This is a genomic window from Streptomyces sp. NPDC014676 (assembly GCF_043084105.1).
GTDB lineage: Bacteria > Actinomycetota > Actinomycetes > Streptomycetales > Streptomycetaceae > Streptomyces.
Window position 1 is genome coordinate 21394 of the sequence record NZ_JBIBZI010000022.1, and the last position, 17575, is coordinate 38968.

18 protein-coding genes are annotated in these 17575 nt (G+C 67.3%); 8 read left to right on the top strand and 10 right to left on the bottom strand.

What is annotated here, in order from left to right; all coding sequences use genetic code 11:
• Nucleotides 1–29 precede the first annotated feature (29 nt).
• The 6 genes from ACF1DX_RS36370 to ACF1DX_RS36395 all read left to right on the top strand — a co-directional run bounded on the left by ACF1DX_RS36370 (nt 30) and on the right by ACF1DX_RS36395 (nt 7541).
• A complete protein-coding gene (locus ACF1DX_RS36370; protein ID WP_391795423.1) occupies nt 30–2321 on the top strand; it encodes a hypothetical protein in 2292 nt (763 codons plus the stop codon).
• Entirely contained in the window at nt 2318–3223 is a 906-nt protein-coding gene (locus ACF1DX_RS36375) for a hypothetical protein (RefSeq protein ID WP_391795424.1), read from the top strand. The genes ACF1DX_RS36370 and ACF1DX_RS36375 overlap by 4 nt, the downstream gene beginning before the upstream one ends.
• Nucleotides 3224–3291: 68 nt before the next feature.
• Entirely contained in the window at nt 3292–3774 is a 483-nt protein-coding gene (locus ACF1DX_RS36380; protein ID WP_391795425.1) for a Pycsar system effector family protein, read from the top strand.
• Nucleotides 3775–4210: 436 nt separating this feature from the next.
• Complete coding sequence (locus tag ACF1DX_RS36385) at nt 4211–5359, top strand: ParA family protein (RefSeq protein ID WP_391795426.1); 1149 nt, start codon at nt 4211–4213, stop codon at nt 5357–5359.
• On the top strand, nt 5356–6438 hold the full coding sequence (locus ACF1DX_RS36390; RefSeq protein ID WP_391795427.1) for a ParB/RepB/Spo0J family partition protein: 1083 nt from the start codon (nt 5356–5358) through the stop codon (nt 6436–6438). Before ACF1DX_RS36385 ends, ACF1DX_RS36390 begins: the two co-directional genes overlap by 4 nt.
• Nucleotides 6439–6641: 203 nt before the next feature.
• Nucleotides 6642–7541: a DUF5677 domain-containing protein gene (locus ACF1DX_RS36395; protein WP_391795428.1), complete on the top strand. Its 900-nt coding sequence runs from the start codon at nt 6642–6644 to the stop codon at nt 7539–7541.
• Nucleotides 7542–7549: 8 nt separating this feature from the next.
• On the opposite strand, the gene ACF1DX_RS36400 is transcribed toward ACF1DX_RS36395, so the two are convergent.
• From ACF1DX_RS36400 to ACF1DX_RS36410, 3 genes are all read right to left on the bottom strand, one after another.
• Entirely contained in the window at nt 7550–8014 is a 465-nt protein-coding gene (locus tag ACF1DX_RS36400) for a hypothetical protein (RefSeq protein WP_391795429.1), read from the bottom strand.
• Nucleotides 8015–8031: 17 nt separating this feature from the next.
• Entirely contained in the window at nt 8032–8349 is a 318-nt protein-coding gene (locus tag ACF1DX_RS36405) for a hypothetical protein (protein ID WP_391795430.1), read from the bottom strand.
• A 558-nt stretch (nt 8350–8907) separates the two neighbouring features.
• Nucleotides 8908–9075: a hypothetical protein gene (locus ACF1DX_RS36410; protein WP_391795431.1), complete on the bottom strand. Its 168-nt coding sequence runs from the start codon at nt 9073–9075 to the stop codon at nt 8908–8910.
• A gap of 510 nt (nt 9076–9585) precedes the next feature.
• On the opposite strand from ACF1DX_RS36410, the gene ACF1DX_RS36415 reads away from it, so the two are divergent.
• Nucleotides 9586–10881, top strand: a complete 1296-nt coding sequence (locus ACF1DX_RS36415) for a pentapeptide repeat-containing protein (RefSeq protein WP_391795432.1) — start codon at nt 9586–9588, stop codon at nt 10879–10881.
• A 929-nt stretch (nt 10882–11810) separates the two neighbouring features.
• Here the strand turns inward: ACF1DX_RS36415 and ACF1DX_RS36420 are convergent.
• The 4 genes from ACF1DX_RS36420 to ACF1DX_RS36435 form a co-directional block, all read right to left on the bottom strand.
• Nucleotides 11811–12482, bottom strand: coding sequence for a GGDEF domain-containing protein (locus ACF1DX_RS36420; RefSeq protein WP_391795433.1), 672 nt, complete (start codon nt 12480–12482; stop codon nt 11811–11813).
• Between the two features lie 195 nt (nt 12483–12677).
• Nucleotides 12678–13136 (bottom strand): Pycsar system effector family protein, encoded by a 459-nt coding sequence (locus ACF1DX_RS36425; RefSeq protein WP_391795434.1) that lies wholly within the window; start codon nt 13134–13136, stop codon nt 12678–12680.
• 13 nt (nt 13137–13149) lie between these two features.
• Entirely contained in the window at nt 13150–13431 is a 282-nt protein-coding gene (locus tag ACF1DX_RS36430; RefSeq protein WP_391795435.1) for a hypothetical protein, read from the bottom strand.
• 82 nt (nt 13432–13513) lie between these two features.
• Complete coding sequence (locus ACF1DX_RS36435; protein ID WP_391795436.1) at nt 13514–13957, bottom strand: RRQRL motif-containing zinc-binding protein; 444 nt, start codon at nt 13955–13957, stop codon at nt 13514–13516.
• A 321-nt stretch (nt 13958–14278) separates the two neighbouring features.
• Between ACF1DX_RS36435 and ACF1DX_RS36440 the strand changes: the two genes are divergently transcribed.
• Complete coding sequence (locus ACF1DX_RS36440; protein ID WP_391795437.1) at nt 14279–14485, top strand: hypothetical protein; 207 nt, start codon at nt 14279–14281, stop codon at nt 14483–14485.
• 21 nt (nt 14486–14506) lie between these two features.
• Here ACF1DX_RS36440 and ACF1DX_RS36445 read toward each other — a convergent pair whose 3' ends face one another.
• The 3 genes from ACF1DX_RS36445 to ACF1DX_RS36455 all read right to left on the bottom strand — a co-directional run bounded on the left by ACF1DX_RS36445 (nt 14507) and on the right by ACF1DX_RS36455 (nt 17525).
• Nucleotides 14507–15064, bottom strand: a complete 558-nt coding sequence (locus tag ACF1DX_RS36445) for a hypothetical protein (RefSeq protein ID WP_391795438.1) — start codon at nt 15062–15064, stop codon at nt 14507–14509.
• Nucleotides 15065–15078: 14 nt separating this feature from the next.
• Nucleotides 15079–15267: a hypothetical protein gene (locus tag ACF1DX_RS36450; protein ID WP_391795439.1), complete on the bottom strand. Its 189-nt coding sequence runs from the start codon at nt 15265–15267 to the stop codon at nt 15079–15081.
• Between the two features lie 77 nt (nt 15268–15344).
• Nucleotides 15345–17525, bottom strand: coding sequence for a hypothetical protein (locus ACF1DX_RS36455; protein WP_391795440.1), 2181 nt, complete (start codon nt 17523–17525; stop codon nt 15345–15347).
• Nucleotides 17526–17575 lie beyond the last annotated feature (50 nt).

Here is a 17575-nt window from a genome sequence, read left to right on the forward strand (position 1 = left end):
CCTCCTCCGGGGGTAGCCATGGATTGCCGATGGCCGGCGCCGAAGCCGCGGACGTCTCAGAGCCGGATGGCATCCGCCCGGCGGGTGTTGAGCTGGATCCCGCGCATGACGAGGAATCCAGCGCCGAGACGTTCGACGACGGATTCGACGACGAACTTTTCGGCGCTCCGGGCATAGACGGCCTGAGGTACACGTACAACAAGATTTATGTGTCCAACAGCACCGTCAACACCGGCTCCGTCCAAGGCGGTCAGCGCGTGGACAACGGCGCGGGTCTGGCCAGGGCCGGAAACAGTGTCCCGCGGGTTGTAGCCCACGAGGGCCCTATTTCGGCGACGGAAATCCTGGACGCGGTGACCGGGTTCGCCGAGCCGGAGTGGTTCTCCGCAGCCCTGGCGGAACTCGACAGCCGTGTGCTGTTCCTGTCCGGCGAACCGGGAACCGGCCGTCGGACCGCCGCGCTGAACCTGCTGCACCGCCACGCGGGAGGAAGCATGAACCTGCGGGCAGTCGACAGCGACGAGGACCTTGCTGCCTGGCACCCCACCGACACCGCCACCCGCGGTTATCTGGTGGACGGACTGTTCCCGGCCCGCCCACTGCAGCCTGGGGCGGTCGGTAACCTGCGGCGCCTGCTGAACGACGTCGGCGCACGCATGGTGATCGTGCTGCCCGACGATCCGGTCATCGTACGGAGCCTGGCGCGCGCCCTTCACGTCACGCCCGTGCGGTGCTCTCCGCCTCCTCCGCGGGCGGTGTTCGAGACACGGCTCGAGGCCGAGGTACCGAGCCAGACGGAACGGGCCCAACTTCTCGCGAACCTGGAGCCCGGCCTGCTGGACGAACTGCTCGCGGGTCGGCTGATGCCTGCTCAGGTCCGCGAACTGGTGGACGCGGTCGTCAGCACTGGCGACGGGGGCATGACGTCAGGCGACATCCGCAACCGTCTGAGCTACCTCGTGGAGGAAGAGGTACCCGACCTTCTGAGAAGCCTTCGCAATGACCCCGACGGTCTTGCCTTCCTCTTAGCAACTTGCGTGTTCGAGGGACTCGACCACCGCATCGTGCGCGAACAGGCGGAACGCCTCATCGATCTGGCCGACGGCCAACTGCACTCCGTCCTTCTGGAGAGCACCGGGAACCGGCCTGGCACCGGTGTAATCACGGGTGGGGGAGCCAGGCAGCCGGGAGCACTGGAGTCGTCCGGCGAGCCCGAAAACCCACAGAAATCGCTGCTCAATCCACGCTTCATCTTCCGGCGCTCGCTGGCGGACCTGCTGCACACGGTAGGCGCGGAGTACGGGCTCAAGGAGTATCACTCGGCGCACGGCTACACCTACGTGGTAGAGCCGGTGAGATTCACCCGTCATCGGCAGGGGGAGGCTGTGTTGCGGCATGTATGGCGGGAGTACGGCCGGCTTTCCGGACTCCTGACGAGTTGGATGGGTGAGGTCAACGGCGAGAGCGACCTGACGCAGCCGGTCGGCCGGATCATGGGCATGGCAGCCCGGTGGGGTGGTGGACGCAGGGCTCTTTTGCACATCCGTGAACTGGCCGAGTCCGACCGGGCCACCGGCAGGGCCGTCGCCGCGTACGCGCTGGGCATGGCCGCCGAGGATCCCGTTCTCGCAAGCGAGGTCAAGCACCGCCTCTTCCAGTGGAGCGTCCGGTCGAGCTGGCAGGTCCGCTGGACGGTCGCGCGGGCATGCGGGACGGACTTCGGTGCGGCCCGGCCGGACCAGGCAATGCGGCTGCTGCGCAACGCCTATCGAGGCCAGGGGAGCCGGCAAGAGGTGGCGGTCGGAAAGGCGGTCCGCCATGCCCTGGTGAACCTTTTCTCGACAGGCAACCAGCCGACGGTCTTCCGGCACCTCACCACATGGACCGACACGAAGAGCAGCGGGGTCGCACGCCTTTCGCTGGAAATTTTCCCCCACCTGCTGGTCTCGGACACCTGGTGCCAGAAACAACTCCTCGCCGATGACGAGTTCGCCGGCCCCATCGTGGACCTGACCCGCCGGGTCATCAACGACGACGAACTGTCCGACCCGATGTGCCAGGCCCTGGTCCTATGGTGTCGAGCGGCCACCGGAGACGACCGGCACAACACAGCCGTCGAAACCCTTCTGACGGCGCTCGCCCAGGACATGCGCCATGGTGTCCTGCGCCTTTTCGTCATGATCGACCGGGACGGAGATCCCGCCATCACCGGACGGCACATCGCTCGCCAGGCTCTGGACGCATGGCGCAACGGCGAGCCGCCGGCCTCATTCCCAGGGCATGCAGACCACCCCACGCAACCGCACGGGAGGACACCGTGACCACCGAAAGAAACCGCCCCGTCTGCACCCGGGCCACCCACGCCCCCTGGCGGGAGATTCTCCGGCAGCGCTGGTCCGGACGCCGGGACCGGGCCCTGGTCCTCGTGGCCGCAAACGGCGTTCATCACGTCCTGAGTTCTAGCGAGCACAGCGCGGAGACAACGGACGATGCCTTGGCACCGAGTCTGTTCGGCCGGTACAAGAGGGCCTTCCGCGTCGATCTGACAGAGAGGCCGGCGACCCAGGCCATCAGCCTGGCGGCTCCGTACGGAACCGAGTCGATGAACCTGCGTCTGCTGTGGTGGGTACACGATCCGGTGCAAGTCGTACGGACCCGAACAGCGGACAGTTGGGACGCCGTACGCAGAGACCTCACACAGCGCCTGCACCACTTGGAGGACACCTACGAGGCCGACGGCCAAGGGCTCAGCGCCTCCGTGCTGATGCACCATCTGGCAGAGCCGTACGTCCTCGACGAAGCCGGCCTCACCTACCGCGTCACGGACATCCAGGCCCGGGACACGGAAGGCGAACTGCGACTGGGCCGGGCGAGTACCACCGAAGCACCCTTCGCCTGGAACCACGAACGCCGCGAGGAGTATCAGTTCTGCCTTCAGGCCGTACGCAGCGGGCCGGTCTCTCTCGCTGCGTTGTGGCTTCTCAGGCACCCAGACCAAGTCAGCCAGGTACTGGACTGGTCCGTCCGTAATCAGAACCTGATCCGGCAGGAGACTACCTGGCAGGACGAGATGGCCGGACTGCTGGGCAAGCTCTCCGACGAGGAGCGTCAGGAACTGTCCGAACTGTTGCGTGACCGTCTCCACTCGCTCGGACGGCGCGTTCCCAAACAACAGGACGCATGGGCCTACAACGGTGGGGCGGCAAACGGGAGGGTGCTGTGACGGGTACCGCCGCACGCTCTCTGTCACACCACCATCGGCAACTGCACCGGACGCGCCGACGGAGCGCCATGAACAACCCGCGCGCCAGCGGTCCGGAAACCGTAGCGGCGATGGAGCGTTTCATGGTGGCGAACCGGGCGGAAATCGGACGGGCAGACACAAAGGCGGCCGTCCTGCTCGGGGTGACGGGAGCCGTCCTCGGCGCCTTCATCGGTGTCTCCCCAAGCCCGGAAATCCTGCGATGGAGCGCGGTCGTCACCTCGCTCCTGGCCGTCCTGTGCTTCGTGTGCGCCATCATGCCGCGCCACCGGACCGGCAGACGGCACGATGTCGCTGGCCCCGGATACTTCGGACACATCACGGCGGAGATGAACGCCCAGAGGCTGAGCCGCGCATTCGAGCGTGCCTCACGCGACCCTGCCGGGCCGCTGCTCACCTCTCTGATGGTCACCAGCGACATCATCCGCAAGAAGTACCGCTGGGTGGAACGGGGCACCCTCATCCTGGTCGCGGCGCTCCCACAGTTTGCAGCCGCGCTGTATACCGCGTGACACACACCGCACGCCCGCTAAATACTGAAACCTCCCATACAGGCCGCTCTGATTGAGATCAGGGCCGCCTGCCATGCAGTGCAGCACGAGATTGACCGCCACACCACCTGATGTGGATGAGCCGCGAGTAGATGTTCGTGGACCTGCTCGCGGCTCATGTCCAAGTTCCTGCGGAACAATAATTTGCCCCCCATGCGCTACAGGTGGCAGTGGCAGGCAGCCTGTCAGCACTGAGAGCGGGACCTTCAGTGCCACAACAACGCGTAGCCCCTCTGGAACGGGTGCCTGTTGTGAACTCCAAAGAGGCGGGCCGAGAGCAAGCCCTGCCCGTCACACTGAGGTTCTCCCTGCGCCAGGCTGTTGCGGGAGCATCGCGCGTGAGTTGTTACCGCGTCGGTTGAAGCAATTCAGACATGACCTAGTAATGTTCGGTCTCATGAGCATCCCTAGCCCTCGGGGGGAACGAGAGAAGCTAATCACCGCTCTCACCCCTAAGCTGCGCAGGCACCTGAAGATCCGTGCGTTCGAGCACGGCATGGACATCCAGGACGCGGCGGAACACGCCATCAAGGCCTGGTACGAGAACGATGGTGCGCCGGAAGTGGATACGGACGGCGCGAAGACATGGGGGACGTTCCTTCCCGTTGGCGAGCCCGACAAGTTCAAGTCGGTGTGCACCGAGCGGGGGGTGACCTACGTGCAGGGCTTGGCACAAGCGCTGACCCTGTGGCTCGACAACCACCCCTCCCCCAACGCGCCGTTGGTGAAGCAACCGGTGGTGCGGGTGATAGTGGCCAACCAGAAGGGCGGCGTCGGAAAGACCTTCCTCTCCTCCGGTATCGCACAGGCACTGGCGGAGGCCGGCCACCGTGTCCTGCTGGTGGACTACGACCCCCAGGGCCACCTGACGGCAGAACTCGGCTTCGAAGAACTCATGTATGAGGACGGAGTCGAGACGCTGATGATGCACATGGACGGCAGCGCCAAGGGCGACATACACGATCTGCTGGTGGCGCTGGATGAAGACGTCTTCGGCGACCGGCTGCACCTGCTGCCCGCCAGTGACGACGCGTTCCTGCGGGACGTGGCCCTGTCGAAGGTGAGCTTCAGCGAGGCCGCGCTGGAGCGGGCCCTGGAACCTCTCGAGGACGACTACGACGTCATCATCATCGACGGCCCTCCCAGCCTGGGCTTGAACATGGACACCGCCCTGTACTACGTGCGCCGACGGGAGGGCGAGCTTGAGGACCGGTCCGGCGTCATCACTCCGGTGTGGGCGAACCGGGCCTCCCACCGTGCTGTACGCCTGCTGAAGGCGCAGAAGGATGACTTGTGCAAGAAGGGCCGGATCCAGGTCGACTACCTGGGCTTGATCATCAACGCGTACGACAGCCGCCGGGGCAAGCTCGTCCAGGAGAACAAGGACGAGTGGGAGAAGAGCAGTTCGCCACCGGTGCTGGCCGTGATCGGCGATCTGAAAGAAGGCCGGGAAGCCGCAGACGGTGAGATCCCGCTGCTGGTCTACGCCCCGAACAGTGAACACGCGCAAGTCATGCGCGACCTGGCGAAGGAGCTTGCCGTATGACACCGCGCAAGGAGCGCATCACCCGCGGATTCAGTGTTGACGACAGTGCGGGATCCTCGCCGTCGCCACGACGGGTCCGTACCCGCCAACAGATCATGAACGGTGAAGGTCGCCGGCCTCCAGCCGCTGTCGCGTTGGCGATGCTGGCGCACAACCCGTTCAACCCCCGCGAAGAGCTCACCGAGATCGAAGAGACCGCGGAGTCGCTACGGGCCAAGGGCCAGATCCAGCCCCTCACCGTTGTCCGTCGCTCGGCCTTCCTCAGTGCTCACCCGGGGCAGGAAGAGGCGCTTGGGGAGGCCGAATACGTCGTCATCGACGGGAACCGGCGCCTGGCCGCCGCCACGCTGGCTGGCCTTGAAGAACTTCGGATCGATGTCAACGACGACCTCGCCGCAAGTGCTGCGGACATCGTGGAATCCGCGTTGATCGCCAACATCCACCGAGTTGATCTTCCTCCCATGGATCAGGCGAAGGCTATCCAGGACCTTGTGGGAATCCATGGCTCGCAGGGAGCCGTGGCTCGGAGGCTGGGGAAGACACCAGCATGGGTCTCCCAGCGCCTGGCGCTCCTGGAGCTCACTCCGAGCCTTCAGGAGAAGGTCGAGAGCGGCGAGCTGAAGGTGGAGCCGGCCCGCCGGATCGGCCGTATGCCCAAGGAACAACAGGCGGAGGCCGCGCAGCAGGCTATTAACGCCGTTAAGCCCCCGCGGCAGCGTCGCCCCAAGCCGGAGGAAACCGCTGCGGTCGGCCCGGCGTCTGCCCCCACCGTTAACGCCGTTAATACCTCGCCGTCTGAGGCGGAACGTACCGAGGCTGCGCCGTCGACCGTTAACGCCGTTAATACCCCGGCAGCTGACATGGAGGCATCCACCGGAGGATCGGAGGCGGGTACTGACCAGCCGAGGAAGCTTCCCTACGACGATCCGATCTACGTCGTCCAGCACCTACACGTAAAGATGACGCCTGCCGACTTCACTCAGGGGGCGCGGGCTTGGTTGACGATTCTTCGCACGCAGCACCCTGAGGAGTACCGCGCTCTGCTGCTTGAACTCTCCGAGGATCAGCAGCTGGCTTGACCCTTGGCGGTCAGGAACCCTCGCCGCCAAGAACACAATTGAGAAGGGCCCTGGTCACCGGTAACGCGGTGACCAGGGCCCTTCTCAGCGGATGGCGGCAGTCGGGCAGCTTGTGGAACGGACGCTGCCTCGGGGGACCGGGAAGCCGCAGTCATCCAGTAAATGGCTGCGCCGTAGGAAGTGGATACGGCTACCGTTCGGCCATGACACAGAGCAGACGGCGTGAGACGAAGAAGGGGCGGAAGAGGTCAGGTGCGACAGGATCGCGCGACCCCCGCAAGCAGCGTACGCGCAGCCCGAAGACGTCTTTGAAGCCACTGCTGAGTCTCTTCCATGAGATAGCAGTGACGGCAGAGCGGACTCTCTTGACCACGCCCCATGCCGAAGATCCGGTGGTGCGGTTCGACGTCGAAATTCTGATGCGTGGTGCGAACAGCGTGAAGGCTGTTCGGGCCCTGCTGGAGAAGGGTTTCTGGGAGCACGCCGTCGGCATCGTTCGCCAGCTATTCGAGTTGCTGGTGAACATGGAGTACTTGGCTAAGCAGGAAAGCCGCGAGGGAGCGACGCTCCTCTTCTCCCGTTACGGCATGCTCCAGATGATCCTCGCGCAGCTTCGACGGATGACGTACGAAGAGGAGAAGGGCCGCCCGGTTGACACCCAGCTCCGTGCTGAGCTGGAGTCGCTATTGCAGTCCGACTTCACCGACTTCCGAGCGAAGTCGAAGGAGGGCCCGGTGAAATGGGTGTCAAGTTGGTGCCGACGGACAACATTCGAACTTGCTGAAGCGTCGCCGGATCCGATGCGTACGCATCACTACAACATCTTGTACCGGGTGTGGTCTGAAGAGGCTCACGCGGCACCCGGCGCCTTGATTGTCAACATGTTCCGTCAGTCTGAAGAGGGGTGGTTGGAGCAGGCAGTCGCGGAGAACGAGAAGCACAGCCGAGACGCTGGTGCTTTCACGGTGATGTTCTTCCTGGCCTTGTGGCTGACCCTGCCGAATGTGGATAGACCCATCGAGCAGATCCACAGCTGGCTGCAGCAGCTGAGCTCGATGCATGGAGGACCTGTGCTACCGCCTCCCCCTCTTGGGCTGGGGTAGCTGATCCCTCACCGCTGCTCAGTCTGCGACTGATCCCGGGAAGGGTCATCTACCGAGGCGCTCAATGAACGACCCGGCTTTCCGGCCTCGGTCAGCGGGCCAGCCTCCAGGACGATGTCGCGGAATATGGAGCCCAGTCCGCTCCGTTCCGGGTCCTTCCAGTCACGACATCCCAGGAGCGGCATCGTGTACTGGAATCCGTCCAGCCCGTCCGTCAAGGACAGAAAGCGCCGGTACTCCGGGTCCAGCGGCTGGCCGGCCAGGGCTTCCCGTTCCCTGACCTGTGCGGGGGTCGCCGGAGGCCTGAGCCCGGGCATTTCGTCCGGGCTCAAGGGCGAAGAGGCGAGGTACTCGCGCGTCCTGGCGCGCATCAGTTCGCTGATGAGCATCCACATCTCCACGAATTCCTCCACCCTGGACAGCGACGGCTGACCACTCAGGACCCGTAGCCGCCCACGCAACAGCAACCCCATGATCCAAACGAAAGGCCCTAGCCGTACAGCTGCCTTAGGCGCTGGGAAACAGCGGCAAGATGAGAGAAAGCTTCACAGGCATCGCTGATCTCAAGCCTCATCTGGACTCTGGGATCAAGCGCATCCAGGTGTCCCTTGACCCGCCCTGACCACTGGTGCGGCACCCATTCGATACTCGCTTGCACAGCGCGGGGGCGCAGATCGCTGTCGATGAACTCCCACTGCGCTCGGAAATCACGCACCCAAGCAACCTGCTCCCGTCGGCCATCTTCGCCAGAAAGCCGGTTCCCCGCGGCATCGCGCGGATCGTACAAGTCCGCGAACATATCGATCAACGGACGAGTGTCTTGACCCCGCTGGTGGGCCTGAGCGAGACCCTGTTGAATACCTGAGCAGCGCTGTTGGAGTTCGTCCAAGCTCTGCACCCTGCATCTGCGAAGCAGAAGGGCTTCCAGCTCCTGCACTTCAGGGCGGACGACCATGCGGACACGTCGCTGTTCCCTCGCCTGCGCTTGTGCTTCGCCGAGTGAGCTGATGAGCAGGAGAGCGGTGGGTACACCGAAGAGAAGGCTCGTGAGACTGGAGAAGAGGTTCGTGAGGAACGCCTGGTCCTCCCACCATCCTCGGCTGTCGCCATAGACGCCTGCCGCAAAAAGGACCACAGCCGTCGGCAGGCAGGTATACACAGTCCACCGGACAGCGGATGCCGTTTCATGCCACCACCGCCGCAGACTGCCGCGTTGAGTAACCACCCATCCCCCCGCAACGTCCGTCCTACCTAGCCCGCCTGGGGATCATCCCAGAACCTGGTGCACGCCAGTGCGGGACTTAGCGGCCGAGGCTACGCCCGGTGTCATGGTTATTGGCATAAGGCCCCATCGAACCCTCCCCCTTTACTCCTCGCCGACCGAGGGCTGACGGTCGAGGAACTCGACGAACGCCTTCAACTGTCTCGGGTCCATGTACCCCTGGCGTCCGTGCATGGCCCATTCTTCCAGCCAGTCGAGCCAGCTCGCGGGCCGCAGCTCGGCCACGACAACCCGGCCCCGGGTGAAGGTCATACGCTCGCCATCCGCGTGCACGTACCGGGTGTACGGGCCGTGCTGCTCCGAGCCCGGCGGGCGCGTTCCTCGGCCGCGTCCGGAGCTGGTATCGGCGCCCTGTCCGCGCGCTGTGCGAAGTGCTCCAGCTCGGCCAGCTCGGCTGCTGGAAGAAGCACGCTCACCCGCTGGCCTCCGCAGTGATGGTCACGCGCTCGCCAGCCACCTCCACCAGGGCGATCACATGCCCGAAGTCCTCGATCAAGCCTGCCATTTCAACGCTGCTCATGCGCTTGGACGCTATCGGCCGCGCTCTCGCCAACGGAACCGGGGACGGCCTGGCGGAAGTCAGGGCTCCGAAGATAGGAAGCTTATCCGGAGCCCACACGACGGCACCCGACCCGCAGCCGTCACGCGGACACCGCGGGCGCAACCAGCTCGCGCCGGTAACAGTCCTGACCAGGTATGGGAATACCTACGTTACGGCTCCGGGCGGAACGGCGTGGGCTGCGCCTGTGGCCGGTCGGCCGCGTGCTCGTCCTGTCCTTCACCACGGCGGTGCTGGTGGCCGCCGCGGTGTTCTACACCGGGTGGGACCTGCTCGGCGCCCGAGGGCTCAAGCTCGAGCACCGCGTCGACTCCAAGACGCTGTTCGACCTGGTGAAGCTGTCCTTCGGCGTGGTCGCCGGGGCCGGCGCCCTGGTCGCCCTGGTCGTCGCCTACCGGCGCCAGCGCGTCGACGAGGACGGCGCTCTGCGCGAGGCCACCCGCCTGCACACCGAGCGCTTCACCACTGCCGTCTCCCAGCTCGGCGAAGAGTCCGCGGCCGTCCGCCTCGGCGGCGTGCACGCCCTGGCTGGCCTCGCCGACGACGCTCCCACTCGTGCCCTGCGGCAGACCTGCATCGACGTGCTGTGCTCCTACCTCCGCCTGCCCTACACCGCCGAGGCCGACCTGCCGGCGGGCGACGCGGGAGCCCGGCACGCCTACCTGGCCCTGCGGGAAGTACGGCACACCGTGGTCCGACTTCTCCGCAACCACCTCCGCCTCGCCCCTGAGCACCCGCACTCCTGGCAGGGCCACGACCTCGACCTCACCAACGTCACCTTTGACGGCGGAGACTTTTCCGGGGCGGTCTTCGTCGGCGGCACCGTCAGTTTCGGTGGGGCAACGTTCGCCGACGGCACCCTCAGCTTCAACAAAGCGGTCTTCGCTGGCGGCACGGCCAGCTTCGATAGAGCAACATTCGCTGGCGGCACCGTCAGTTTCGGTGGGGCAACGTTCGCCGACGGCACCGTCAGCTTCAACTGGGCGGAGTTCGCTGGCGGCACGGCCAGCTTCGATAGAGCAACCTTCGCCAGCGGCACCGTCAGCTTCAACTGGGCGGAGTTCGCTGGCGGCACAGTCCTCTTCTCCGCGGCGGAGTTCTCCGGCAGCACCGTCGACTTCCGCAAAGCAGTCTTCGCCGACGGCATGGTCAACTTCGGTGGGGCAACATTCGCTGGCGGCACGGTCGACTTCAGCGGGGCGGCCTTCTGCGGCAGCACCGTCAGCTTCGTCACGGCGGAGTTCTCCGGCGGCACCGTCGATTTCGGCAGCTGGGCGATCAACCAGTTCATCGCCTTCAGGACGGACTTCTCCGGCGGCACGGTCGACTTCAGCGGAGCGGAGTTCGCTGGCGGCACGGTCAACTTTGATGGGGCAACGTTCTCCGGCGGCACGGTCGACTTCAGCGGCGCTGACGGTACAGCACCGTCTGGCCTGATTCCCCCAACCGGATCGCCCCTGCCAACTGGCCTGCTCCTACCTTCGGCCTGGCCCATCTGACGCTGTTACTGGCGTAACTGTGATGGAGGCTTGGACCGCTGCAAGGATGCGTGAGCCAACCAAGAACGCAAAAAGCCCTGGAGACGAAGGGATCTCGTCTCCAGGGCCTTGAGGTCGCGGCGCTAAGGGTGCGGTGCACTAAGAAAACGGTGCAATGCGGTCAATACCGTGCTGAGCAATCACATCGGCCCAGTCGGGTTCGAGTCGCGCGGTCAGACGTCGGCGTAGCTGGGTGCGCTGGTGGGCTGTGGTGGCTGCCCAGATGCCGACGCGAGAGTCGGCGGGGTGGGTGAGCGCCTATTTTAGGCAGGCTTCCCCGATCGGGCAGTCGGCGCAAACCCGTCGGGCCTGGGTGATGTCTGTCCGTGCGGTCGGCTTCGTCGTCTCTTTATGGGAGAAGTGGCCGGGCTGGCGGCGGCAGGCGGTCGGAGGGGTGGTGAACGGGAGGGCGGACAAGACAGTGATGGGGTCTCTGACCAGACTCTTATGAAGTCACGTCCCCCGGTTCGGCGGATGTTCGTGAGCGTCCCCCGGCCGGGGCCGACAGATCCTGTTGAGGACCCTGAGTCAGTCAGGCGTTGGGTCAGACCCCGCCGAGGAACGCTCACGAACATCCTCACTGTCAGGCGTGGTCATCGTCGTGCTTGCTCTTGGGCTGTACGTCGGAGGCGAAGCGACCGAGTCGTGCCTCGGCCGGGTGGGTGGCGATCCATGCTTCGGCGCACGTTTTGTGCGCAGGCTCGCCGTGATGGGAGCGCATTGGTGTGGGCTGTTCGCACAGCACGCAGGGCAGATCGCGGAAGCAGTCGAAGTGCCGGACGTCCCGCCAGTCCAGGGATGACCGGCGGTGGGAATGAGGCCCGGTTCCCACAGCGGTTTCCTGCGAGGGCGGCCCATGCTGCGTGTGCACGCTTGTACCGGCTGCGGGTTCATCCGGCGGGCAGGTGGGTGCCGGGGCGGCCGGCGCGGCGGCCGTTAACGGTGTCGGCGTAGGCGTCGGCGCGGGTGGCCAGGTAGGGGAACTCCACTTCGCCCGTCTTGACCTTGTACATGGCCCTGTCCGCGCCGCGAAGAAGGCGGGCCGTGTCTTCGCCGGGCAGGTCGGCGGCGCGGGCGATGCCCATGGACACGGTCATCTGTAGCGTGTGCGCGTCGTGGGTGAAGGGCTGGTGCAGTTGCTCGCGCAGGGCGGTGATGTCGGCGAGTGCAGATTGGGCGGGCAGGACAGCGGCGACGGCGAATTCGTCGCCACCGAGGCGGGCCGCCAGTGCTTGGCGCCTGGAAGTCCAACGGGCCAGGCGCCGGCCCATTACAGCGATGACAGCATCGCCCGCGTCGTGGCCGTATGTGTCGTTGACGGCCTTGAAGCCGTTGCCGTCCAGCAGCATCACATGGACCGCGGCGCGGCGGTCGAGGAGCCGGTCGCCGTAGACGGTCAGTTCCTCGCGGCCGGGCAGGCCGGAGAGCGGGTCGCGGCGGGCCGCGTGCAGCTGGCGGCGGACGCGGACGTCGTCGGCGAGGATGGCCAGGGCGAGGGGGACGGCGGCCGCGGTGATGACGAGGGTGCGGGACGGCTGCCGTAAGAGGGCTTTGGCGAGCATGATGGGATTTCCGTTCTCGCCCGTACGGGCGGAATGAGGGAGGCGCACCCCGGGGCTTGCCGGCACGTGGGGTGCGCCTCTTGCCGTGTGATGGTCTGCGGTCGGCCGTGGTCGGCCGCAGGCTGGAAAGACTTCCGTTCCGGAACTGACGGAGACGGAAGTAGCCGGGGCGGCTGCGGCCGTCCCGGGGTCTGGCTAGAGCGGGGTGCTGATCGCGGCCAGGGCGAGGAGCGCGAGGGCGGCGAGGGTGCAGTCCACGGCGCGCCGCAGCTTCGTGAACTTGGCGGCCGCGATGCCGGAGAGGATCCGGATGCGGGCGGCGCGGGTGTCGCTGGTCATGCTGGCGTGGATCTCGGTCTCTGCCAGTTGTGCCCAGTAGGGGAATGAGGCGTGGTCCTGGCCGCCCAGGCGGGGGCGGACGACGAGCAGCAGCAGGACCGTGGCGCATCCGATCGCCGTGGCGGCCAGGGTTTTGAGCACGCGGGCGGGAGTCGGCAGGTTCATATCGGCGAGGGTGGCCAGACCGGCTAAGGCCGCGCCGTTGAACGCCAGGAGCAGGCTTGCCTTGCCGTCTGTGCGGCCGATTTCGGTGGCGCCCGCGGCGCAGGCAGCGTCCAGGTTCCTGTCGGTGTGGGAGGTGAGGGCTGTGGTCACTTGGTGCTCACTCCTACGCAGGGTCGATAGTCGGGGAGAGGTTGGGACGCTGGCAGAAATAGCAGGTGTCGTAGGTTCCGGGATTGGGTTCACCGCACTGGCACTTCCAGAGCCGTCCGGCCTGCTGGTCTTCAGCCAGCTGCCGCAAATAGGTGCCTGGGGTGTCGGGATTTTCATCGAGGGCCATCTGATCTCCTTCGGTGGGATTGATGCCGCCGGTCGTGGTGCGGTGGCGCTCAGTGGCCGCGCGTCCGGCGGCGGTGTACGCGGCCTCGGTCTGCTCCGTGAGCAGCACGTCGACCTGGGTGGTGTCGCCATACCGGCCCCGCCGTCGCGCGTCTGGAGCGCTGCGGCGGGGCCATACGAGGAGCGTCCGGTCAGGCCGCGAGAGCGTGGGCGGGCGGGGCGATGTAGGTGGCAGGGTCCGCGGGCGTCCCGTCGTGGCACTCCAGGCACGATCCGAGGGTGCGCAGTGGGAGGACGTGGTGATAGCGGCGCCGGCACTTCGGGCACGTGGTCCGTGCCGCCATTGCCTTGTCGAGCGCGGCTTCCTTGGCGAGGGTCATCGGCCGGACCGGTAGTGCGAGATCGCGGCGGTACAGGTAGGCGGGCCGGGTGCAGGTGCGGTGGGGGCGGGTCGCGCACGCCTTGCACCGCAGGATTGCCACGGGTTCCTGCCCGCCCGGACGGAGTCCGTCCGCGCGCAGCTGGCGGCGCGTGGCCAGCAGCTCGGCCGGTGCGGTCCTCCAGTCGTATTCGGGTAACCCGTGCGTGGTGCGGGGGTGTGTCTGGCGTCGTTTCCGAGCGCGGCGGGTGGTCATCGCGTCTTCCAGGAGCGGGGCAGGCGACGGGGGCGGTGAGGGTAGCGGGGGCCGGGCACGGCGGGGCGGGGCCGGCCGATCCGGCGGCGCGGGCGGGGGGATGAGCACGAGTGATCTCCTCCAGTCGTCGGTGGGCAGCGCTGCGCCCCGTCGACGTGGTGCTGGTGTCGGCGGGGCGCGGCAGGTGGTGCGTTCGGCCGGGCGGCCTGTCCCGTCCTCGCCCGTCTCCCGGGGATACGGGGCGGGCGAGGGCCGGACAGGGCGACGGGGCAGCGCTGAAGCGTGCCGGAATCGGTGGAGCGTTGACGTGGGTTTCCGGGCATGCTGGCCGGCAGGGGCGAGGCAGTGGGGAGGGTGTTCGTGGAGTTCGTCTTCGTGTGCGGCTGGTGCGGTACCGAGTGCATGGTGTGGGGCGAGCCCGTCGTCTCGTGGTGGACGCAGAAGTACCGGGTGCCGGACGAGTTCGAGTGCTGGAACTGCGGTGGGGAGAGCACGAGCCCGCCTCCGCCCTGGACGCCGGCCGACTGACCGTCGTAGCCGGAGCGGGGCTTACAGACCGCGGGCGTCGGCGAGGCTGGCAGCTTGGTCGAGCATGCGCAGCGGGATCCGGCCTGTGCCGTGGGCGTCGTTGAAGGCGGGCACGGAGTCGATGTGGTCCCCGAAGCGGCGCCGAATCGCGTCCAGTACGACGGACGCGGCATCGGCTTCCAGGCCGCGGTTGCCGCCGGCCTCCGCGCGGATCGCTCCGATCATGCAGACCGCGCCGTCCTCGTCGACCGCGGCGCCCGCGCACCAACCGCGGGTCTCCATCCGGTGCCGGGCGCGCTCGAGGAGCGCGGCGACCGGAGACGTGTAGGCCTGGGGCGGTGCCTGCGGGGCCGGGGTAAGCGGCACAGTGACGACGTCGCCGAGGTCGACCGGGGTGGTGTCGATGTGCGCGGTACGCACTTCATGAGCGACGGCGGCCTCTTCCAGACGGACGGTCATGGCCGCCTCTGCAGCGGCCAGCCGGGCGTCCAGGCTGAGACAGCCTCCGTCGGCGGACACTGCTGCCGGGGATGTCTGGCCGGATGGGGCGGCGGGCGCGGTGTGCAGTGAGGCGGCCATGGCGAGGACTCCCGTCAGCCCAGCGCGGCAAGGCTGGCAATGGTGGCCAGGAAGTTTTCGATGACGGGGGCCAGGCCGGTGGAGGCAAGGCAGAACCCGAACGCGGCGCATGCCAGGGCGCTGCCGAAGCCGACGATGCGCTGGCGCAGCAGCACGACCACGACGACGGCCAGGAGCAAGGCCAGGGAGATAGAAACAATCACAGACGGAGTCCTTTCGTGCATGAGGCGATAGCGGCCTCCGGCGTGTTGCCGGAGGCCGCAGTGAGCAGGAGGGGCGGTCAGTCGTTCTCAGGGCTGGAGCCGACACCGGCCGGGCTCGCGGGCGCGTAGACGCCGTGGTCGACCTGGCGCAGGCGGCCGTCGGCCACTAGGTCGCTCAGCGCGTTGCGGATAGTGCCGGCGGCGGCGTCGACCTGCGCGCGGATCTCCTTGGCGGTCATCTGCCGGTCGACCACGTCGAGGATCTTGTCCTTGACGGTGCGGTTCTTCGGCTTGACGGCGGGTGGGGCGAACGAGCCGATCCCGTTGAACTGCGGCGGCAGCGCGACGCTCTCGCCGTCGCCCTCGGTCTTGTCGTTCTTGGAGGGCGGCGGCATCGTCCAGTCGTGCCACAGGCCCAGCTCGGTCAGGGTGTCGATCTCCCGGTCGGTGAGGCAGTTGATGGAGCCGTCCTCGGGGAAGATCTCGTCCAGGCCGTCGGGGCTGCCGTCCTTGGGCAGGTGGACGTACAGGCTGCGCATCATGGTCGCGCCGGAGCCGGTGACGGTGTGGCCGACGCCCTGGGTGGGCTCGCCGGGCACGTCGTCGGTGACACCGTGCATGCGGTCCATCAGGGACATGGAGGCGTTGAACCGGTCGGGGATCTCGGCAAGGTCGATGTCTCCGGCGAGGCCTCCGGTGGCCTGCCGGGCGGCGATGCCGCCGGAGGAATTGGCGATGCGCAGCACGACGCCGATGCCGCCCTGGACCTGGTCGCGTAGGGAGGCCTCGCCGCCGAGCTTGGACAGGTTCAGGGACTGGCCGGCGAAGACGATGCCGATGCCGAACTTGCGGCCTTCACGGGCCAGGACGTCGGTCATGTGGGCGATCTCGTCGCCCAGGGCGTCGTCACCGACGAGGGAGTTGAACTCGTCCAGGACCAGGACCAGGCCCGGGTAGGGGGAGTGGGCCGAGAAGTCGTGCCCAACCTCGCTGTTGATCGCGCCGCGGATGTCCATCAGGGCGATCGCGGCTTTCAGCATCCACCAGGTGAAGATCGGTCCTGCGTCCTGGCGGTCGATGTGCCGGCCGACCGCGCTCATCTGCGCGTCGGGGCGGGCGGAGGTCACCCAGGTGGCCAGGCCGGCCAGCGCCCACGCCGCGCACATCAGCGCCAGCGCCACGGTTTTGCCGGAGCCGGTGACGCCGACCAGGAAGCCGTGCAGGGTGCCGGCCGCGGACTGCATGTGGACTTTGGCGTCGCTGCCGTCGTGGGCGGTGCCGATGACGTAGCGGCCGTAGGCGTCCAGGGTCAGCAGCTCGCGGGTGGCGCGGCGCGAGGCTTTCAGCGGCGCCGACTCGTACAGCGTCACCAGGGCCTCGCGGCCCCGGGTTTCTGCGACCAGGCGCAGTTCCTCGGGTTCCACTCCGAATGCGGAGCAGAGCTGGGCGTGGTGGACGCGGGCGAGCTTACCGATGTCGACCTGGGCGAGGATCATGCCGCGTGCGGGCAGGTCACCGGTGGCGGGGAACTGTTCGACGCGGACGATTTTGCTGCCGGGGATGGCGCCGTCCGGGCGGGCGACGTTCTCCGCCCACATCTCCTCGATGCTGCCGCCGCGTCGGCGGGTGGTGGGGGCGACGGTGAGCCGCATGCGGCCCGGGCCGGTGCCGGGGATCTCGTCCAGGGCGACGCAGCCGAGGGGGAAGCCGAAGCAGGCGGCGACGTCCACCAGGTCGATGCGCGGCACGGGCTTGCCGGCCGGGGCCACGACGTCGGCGGTGAAGTCGGGGTGCTGTGGGGAGACGGTCTGCTCGATGTTCTCCAGCCAGGTGCCGGGGGCGACTTCGGCGGCGTCCCACATCTGCATGACCAGGCCGCGAAAGTCGGGCGGGTAGACGGCCGTCTCGGTGGTCGACGGGGTCCAGGTGGAGCGGGTGATGGGCAGGGCGGCGGCCATGGCGGCGCCCCAGCCGAGCGCGGCGACCGGTTCCCACCAGGAGTGGCCGGGAACGATCGCGGCGGCGGCGTAGACGGCGCCGCCGGTGACCGGTCCCAGGACGCGCTGTGCGGTGCGGATCGTGCGGCGGAAGTCGCGGGTCTTGACCTTGCGGTACAGCCACCACACGCAGCCGCCGCTGATCGCGGCGGCGGTGGCGTGCGCGGGCAGCAGCTCCATGGAGGGGACATAGGTGAGGACGGCGGCGGATGCCCCGTAGGCGGCCATTTCTGCCTTCGCCCGGGTGGGCAGCGTGCTCATCGGTGACGGGTCCTTTCGTGCGGTGGCTTGGGGGTCCGCTGGTCGTGCTG